Annotated in this window: 5 protein-coding genes; all 5 read right to left on the bottom strand. The window is 73.8% G+C overall.

What is annotated here, in order from left to right; all coding sequences use genetic code 11:
• Positions 1–2: 2 nt before the first annotated feature.
• Positions 3–1,439: a serine hydrolase gene (locus tag MHY85_RS06500; protein ID WP_239194348.1), complete on the bottom strand. Its 1,437-nt coding sequence runs from the start codon at positions 1,437–1,439 to the stop codon at positions 3–5.
• Between the two features lie 78 nt (positions 1,440–1,517).
• Positions 1,518–2,423, bottom strand: coding sequence for an ABC transporter permease (locus MHY85_RS06505; RefSeq protein ID WP_239194350.1), 906 nt, complete (start codon positions 2,421–2,423; stop codon positions 1,518–1,520).
• Positions 2,416–3,342 (bottom strand): ABC transporter permease, encoded by a 927-nt coding sequence (locus MHY85_RS06510; protein ID WP_239194352.1) that lies wholly within the window; start codon positions 3,340–3,342, stop codon positions 2,416–2,418. The genes MHY85_RS06505 and MHY85_RS06510 overlap by 8 nt, the downstream gene beginning before the upstream one ends.
• The gene (locus MHY85_RS06515) at positions 3,339–4,739 is read right to left on the bottom strand and encodes a M14 family zinc carboxypeptidase (RefSeq protein ID WP_239194354.1); all 1,401 of its coding nucleotides are present in this window, start codon (positions 4,737–4,739) and stop codon (positions 3,339–3,341) included. The genes MHY85_RS06510 and MHY85_RS06515 overlap by 4 nt, the downstream gene beginning before the upstream one ends.
• On the bottom strand, positions 4,736–6,355 hold the full coding sequence (locus MHY85_RS06520; RefSeq protein WP_239194356.1) for an ABC transporter substrate-binding protein: 1,620 nt from the start codon (positions 6,353–6,355) through the stop codon (positions 4,736–4,738). The genes MHY85_RS06515 and MHY85_RS06520 overlap by 4 nt, the downstream gene beginning before the upstream one ends.
• Positions 6,356–6,461: the final 106 nt, after the last annotated feature.

Here is a 6,461-nt window from a genome sequence, read left to right on the forward strand (position 1 = left end):
GGTCAGCCTAGAGACGCGGGGACGGCCGCACCGGCGTCCCGGCGGCGGGTCATGCCGGTGCGCCGGCGGCGGAACTCGTCGAGCGGCCACGAGGTCATGCCGTTGCGCACGGCGGCGATCGCGCCGTCCGCCGACCGCTCGACGACGACGTCCTCGCCCGCCGAGCCGAACCCGGGCTGCCGGGTCGTGCCCAGCCGGTCGCGGCCGCGCACGTGCAGCTCGTCGTAGGCGGCGACGGGGTCCGGCGCGGCGGGGTGCAGCAGCAGGAGCCGGCCGCCGAGCTCGGCGATGTCGGTGATCCCCCACAGGGCGCCGAACCGACCCGTGTACTCGGCGAGCGGCCGGGCGTCCGCGGCGGGCGCGGGCGCGTCGGCGGGCGGGTTGAGGGCGAGGTCGATCAGCTTGATCAGGCCGACCGCGATCGGGTCCGCGGGGCCGTCGATCGCGTTCGTGAGGACGCTGACCACGAGCCGCTGCTGCGGGTCGATGTACGTGCGCGTGATGTGCCCCGGGTAGCCCCCGGAGTGGCCGACGACCTCGCGGTCGCCGATCGTGTGCAGGTCCAGGCCGATGCCGTACCGGCCGACCTCCTTGCCGTGCACCGTCACCACCGACTCCTGGCGGTGCAGCAGGCGCTTGCCCGCGTCCGACAGCAGCGACTCGTCGCCGTAGAAGTGCGCGGCGCCGAAGGCGGTCATGTCCCGGGCCGTCGAGTAGAAGCCGGTGGCGGCGGCGAGCGCCCGGGTGTCGACGTGCTCGATCGTCTCGCGGCGGTCGTCGGCGTCGAGCAGGGCGGTGTGCCCGGCGGCGTACCGGTCGGCGAGCCCCTCGTCGTACTCCGCGCCGGTGTCGGCCATGCCCAGCGGGTCGAGGACCGCGGTGCGCAGGTGGTCGCGGAACGGCTCGCCGGTCACGGACTCGACGACCAGGCCGAGGATGCCGTACCCGTAGTTCGAGTACTTGAAGTGCTCGTTCGACCCGTAGACCTCGCCGGCCTCCAGCAGCTCGGCGACCAGGGTGCCCTCGTCGGGGAACGGGCCGTCCAGCTGCCAGAAGTCGCCGCGCTCGCCGTCCCGGATCACCCCGGCCTGGTGGCCCAGCAGCTCGCGGACGGTGCGGGACCCGAGCGGCGACGCGGCCAGCGCCGGGACGTGGGTGGCGACCGTGTCGTCCAGCCGCAGCCGGCCCGCCTCGACCAGCCGCATGACCGCGGTCGCCGTGAACGACTTGGAGTGCGAGGCGATCCGGAACAGGTGGTCGGTGCGCAGCGGCTCGCCCGTGGCGACGTCGGCGGTGCCCCAGGCGTGGTCGAGCACCAGGTCGTCGCCGGACCGGATCGCCACCTGGACGCCGACGGCGCGGCGGAACGCGCCCTGGAGGTCCACCCACGACGCGAGGTAGGGGGCGGCGGCGCGGAGGGTGGCGGTCGTGTCGGACATGCGGTGGGCCTCTCGGGACGGTGCGGGTGGTGCGGGCGGTGCCGTGGTGGCGCGGGGCGGTGCGGCGGGCCGCGGCGGTCAGCCGCGGCCCTTCGGGTCGAGGACGTCGCGCAGGACGTCGCCGAGCGTGATCATCGCGAGGACGGTCACGGTGAGGAAGATGCTCGGGAACAGCAGCATGTGCGGGGACGTCTGGAAGTAGGTCTGCGCGCTGGACAGCTGCAGTCCCCAGGAGATCGACGGGGCGCGCAGGCCCAGGCCGAGGAACGTCAGCGTCGACTCCGAGACGATGACGCCGCCGACCATGGTCGTGGCCACGGCCAGCACCGGGCCGATCGAGTTGGGCAGCACGTACCGGGCGATGATCCGCCGGTCCCGCAGGCCCATGGCCTTGGCGGCCTCGACGTACGGCGCGTCCCGGACGGCGCGGACCGAACCGCGGACCAGCCGGGCCATGGTCGGCCAGGAGAACAGCGCGAGCACCAGGGCGACGGTGACGGCGGACCGGCTGCCGATCGAGGTGAGCACGACGACCGCGCCGAGCAGGAACGGGAAGCCGAGGAACACGTCGGTCAGCCGGGCGATCAGCCGGTCGGCGAGCCCGCCGTAGAACCCGGCCGCGGTGCCGACGACCAGGGCGACCAGCAGCGCCACCGCGGTGGCGAGCACGCCGACGGTGAGCGAGGCCTGGGTGCCGTAGATGACGTTGGCGTACACGTCGCAGCCCTGGACGTCGGTGCCGAACACGTGCTCGCCGCCGGGACGCAGCGCGCTGTCGGCCAGGTCGCACGCCCGCGGGTCGGGCTGGCCGAACCAGCCGGCGAACCAGGACGGGGCGACCGCGATCAGCAGCAGCACGCCGAGCACCCCGGCGCAGAGCCAGAACAGCGGGCGGCGCCGCAGCGTGCGCCAGACGCCGCGCGGCGCGGCGGGTGCGTCCGCGTCGACCTCGGTGACCGCTGTCGCGGTGAGGGTGTCACTCATGGCGGATCCTCGGGTCGAGCACCGACGACAGCAGGTCCACGACCAGGTTCGTCAGCAGGAAGATGATGATCAGCGCGGTGGAGACGCCGACGACGGTCGGCCCCTCGTGCGCGCGGATCGCCTGGAACAGCAGCTGGCCGACGCCGGGCAGGTTGAACACGCCCTCCACGACGACCGTGCCGCCGAGCAGGTAGCCGAGGTCGATGGCCAGGAAGGTCAGCACCGGGATCGCCGAGTTCCGCATCACGTGCACGCCGACGACCTGCCGCTCCCGCAGCCCCTTGGCCCGCAGCGTCCGCACGAAGTCGGACTGCAGCGTGTCGACCACCGACCCGCGCATCAGCCGGGTGACCGAGGCGAGGCCGAACACGGCGATGACGGCCGCGGGCAGCAGGTAGGAGGTCGGCCAGCCGTCGGTGGTGCCCGCGACGGGGAACCAGCCCAGCCGGACACCGAGCACCAGCTGCGCGGTCACCGCGACCACGAACACCGGGATGCTCGTCGCCAGGATGGTGCCGGCCAGGACGAACCGGTCGCCGGCGCGGCCGCGGCGCAGGCCCGCGAACAGGCCGAGCAGCACGCCGAGGACGACCTCGATGCCCCACGCGGTCAGCGCGAGGGTGATCGTGACGGGCCACCGCGACTCCATGCGGCCGGCGACGGACTGCCCGCTGAAGTTGGTGCCGAGGTCGCCCGTGAACAGCCCGCCGAGGTACCGGGCGTACTGCTGGAGCACGGGCTCGTCGAGGTGGTACCGGGAGCGCAGCTCGGCGACCACGTTGTCCGGCAGCGGCCGGTCCCCGCCCAGCGAGCGGATCGGGTCGCCGGGCAGCGCGAACACCATGAGGTAGATGACCAGCGTGACGCCGAGGAAGACGACCAGGAGCTCGACGGCGCGGCGCACCGCGTACCGGCTCACGACGCCGACCCCGCGGACCGGGCCGCCAGCACCTGCGACATCGCCAGCGTGGCGCCGTACTGCACGCCGACCAGCCGCTCGACGGGCAGCACGGTCAGGCCGGTGAGCGAGTCCGCCTCGGCGACCCAGCCGGCGTAGACCTCCCGCGCGCGGTCGGCGACCCGCCGGACGCGCGCCGTGGCGACACCGGCCTGCACCTCGGCGTCGAGCGCGCGCAGCAGCATCCCGCCGAACCGCAGCCGGAAGCAGCGGACGACGTCCTCGTTGCTGAACACCTCGGCCGCCGTGGCGGCGCGGCGCAGCTCCGGGCGCTCGGCCCGCAGCAGCTCGGCACGGCCGCCCTCGCCCATCATCGGCACGAACGCCTCGCTGGCCCGCAGGAACGGCGAGCGCAGCGTGAGGTCGGGCCGGGCGTCCTCGAGCAGCCGCGTGAGGGTCGCGCCGAGGTCGACCAGCTCCGCGCCCTTGGCGCGCACGACGTCGGCGTAGTCGGCCGACGTCGGCGTGGCGTCGTCGGCCAGCGGGTGCGACCAGTACGGCAGCTCCGCGACCAGCGAGACCGTGCCGTGCCGGCGCGCGTAGGCGCTGGACGACTCGCCGCCGACCATCGTGGCCGCCGCCATGCCCAGCGACTCGAGGTAGTCGTACTCCTCGCGGGTGCTGGACATGTGGAACACCGCGGGCGCGATCGACCGGATCGACGGGGACTCCGGCTCGCCGACGTCGAGCGGCAGGCCGAGGGTGCGGGGGACGGCGTGCAGCGCGTCGACGGCCCCGGGCACCTCCTCGGACAGGTAGTAGTAGACGCCGCCGAGCTCCGCGTTGTGCAGGCTCACCATGAGCTCCGGCCGCACGTCGTCGATGACGCGCATGAGGGCCTGGGTCTCGGGGATGACGTCGTCGAAGTACGCGTCCTTGTACGCGAACGGGAACGTCCACTCGACCTGCTCGGCCGGCGCCGGGCGGTAGAACCGCCGCGCGTACGCGGTGCGGTCCGAGGGGTCCGCGAACCACGACTCGTTGAGCCGGGTGCCGTCCGGGTCGATGCACGGGACCAGGTGCCAGGTGGCGCCCGAGCGGGCGAGCAGGTCCGGGTCGGCCACCAGCTCCGAGGCGAGGTGCTGCAGCGTCCGGAAGCCGATCGGCTCGTTGGGGTGCACCCCGGCGAACAGCAGGTGCGGCCGCGGGCCGGAGCCGACCGAGAACATCGGGATCGGCTCGCCGAGGCGGGAGGTGCCGACCCGCCGCTCGGTGACCAGCCGCGGGTGGTCGGCCGCGAGCGTGCCGAACCAGGCGAGCAGCTCGTCGACCGGGGGGAAGCCGGACATCGGGGGGACCCGGCGGGCCCGCTCGAGGACGTCCTCGAGCGAGCCCGCCGGGAGAGTTCCGTGGCTCATGCGCCCTCGGCGAGGACGACCTGGGTGTACGTCGGGTTGCCGACCGCCGACGTGGGCAGCTCGGCCACCCGGTCGGACACCACGTAGGAGTAGGTCTCGAAGAACAGCGGCGGGGCCGGGAAGTCCTCGAGGATCCGCTCCTGCACGGCCGCGTAGGCCTCGGCCGCGGCGTCCGCGTCCACCTCCGCGTCGGCGGCCGCGATCAGGTCGGTCACCTCGGGCTCGTAGTACGGGATGCAGTTCGGGCAGCCGCCGCCCTCGACGTAGAACGCCCGCAGGGTGTTCTGCTGGCTCGGGTACAGCGCGCCCCACCGGGAGAAGAACGGCCCGGCGATGTCGCCCGCGGTGCGCTTGTCGGCGAACTCGGCCCAGTCGGTGCTCGGGGTCGCGACCGCGTCCACGCCCAGGTTCTGCCGGAGCTGGTTGGCGATGGCCGTGTAGAGCTCGTCGAGGCCGGAGCCGCCCGGGAAGTAGATGTCGATCGTGCCGTCGAAGCCGCCGGCCTCCTCGAGCAGCGCCTTCGCGCCCTCGGGGTCGTACTCGCAGTACTCCGCGCAGATGCCCTCGGGCGTGCCCGCCTCGACGGCCGGGGTGAGCGCGGTGGCCGGGGTGAACAGGCCGCCGTAGATGACGTCGTTGATGGTGTCCCGGTCGATGGCCATCGAGATCGCCTGGCGCACCCGGACGTCCGAGTAGCGCGCGTCCCACAGCGGCAGGCCGAGGTAGGAGATGCCGGCGGCCTCGAAGGTGTAGAGCCGGTCGCCGAAGTCGGCGGAGGCCTGCGTCTGGCGCGCCACCGGGACGCCCGCGACGTCGATGTTGCCGGCCTGCACGTCGGTGTAGGCGGTGGTCGTGTCGGTGTACGGCACGAACGTGATCGCGTCGACCGTCGGGGCGGGCCCCTGGTAGTCGGCGTACGCCGTGACGGTCATCTCCTCGTTCTCGGCGTAGTCGGTCTCGACCTCGAACGGGCCGTTGCCGACCGGGTGCACGTTGTACGCGTCGAAGTCGTCGAACGCGGACTCCGGCATCGGGTAGAACGCCGTCTGCGCCTGGCTGAGCTGCATCGGGAACTGGCCGTCCGGGCCGGTCAGCGTCACGGTGAACGTGGTGTCGTCGACGACCGCGAGGCCGGACATCTCCGTGGTCGTCGGCTCGCCCTCGGCGGGGTTCAGGTCGTCGTAGCCCACGATGTTCGCGAGCTGCCCGGAGTTCTCCCACGCGTTCGGGCCGTAGGCCACCGCGTTCCACGCGTCCACGTACGACTGCGCCGTGACCGGCGTGCCGTCGTGGAAGGTCCAGCCGTCCTTCAGGGTGATCGTCCAGGTGGTGCCGTCCTCGGACTCGACGGAGTCGGCCGCGACGTAGCTGAGCTCGCCCGCGTCGTCGATCCAGGTCAGCGGCGCCCAGACGGCCATGTTGAAGTCGAAGGCGATCGACTGCCGGCCGGGGATCAGCTGGACCGGGTCGGTCACGGCGACGCGGATCGCGCCGCCGCCCGAGCCGGTCGCGCTGCCGTCGGCGGACTCGTCGCCGTCGCCGCCGCCGGAGCAGGCGGCCAGGGCGAGCGCCAGCACGACGGCACCGGCCGCGAGCCGGATCCGGGTCGTTCTCATGGGTCCTCCACTGCGGGGGAGCGGCGGCGCGGGGCCGCCGGAGGCGGGGAGTGCGGGGGAGCGGGGTCGGCGGCTCTGCCGGTCGGCCGGTCGCGCGGGGTCGGGG

The organism is Cellulomonas sp. ACRRI (assembly GCF_022346185.1).
Taxonomy (GTDB): domain Bacteria; phylum Actinomycetota; class Actinomycetes; order Actinomycetales; family Cellulomonadaceae; genus Cellulomonas.

Excerpts from the sequence above, each read along its gene's own strand:
- MHY85_RS06500 (WP_239194348.1), bottom strand. The coding sequence starts at position 1,439 with ATGTCCGACACGACCGCCACCCTCCGCGCCGCCGCCCCCTACCTCGCG.
- MHY85_RS06505 (WP_239194350.1), bottom strand. The coding sequence starts at position 2,423 with ATGAGTGACACCCTCACCGCGACAGCGGTCACCGAGGTCGACGCGGAC.
- MHY85_RS06515 (WP_239194354.1), bottom strand. The coding sequence starts at position 4,739 with ATGAGCCACGGAACTCTCCCGGCGGGCTCGCTCGAGGACGTCCTCGAG.
- MHY85_RS06520 (WP_239194356.1), bottom strand. The coding sequence starts at position 6,355 with ATGAGAACGACCCGGATCCGGCTCGCGGCCGGTGCCGTCGTGCTGGCG.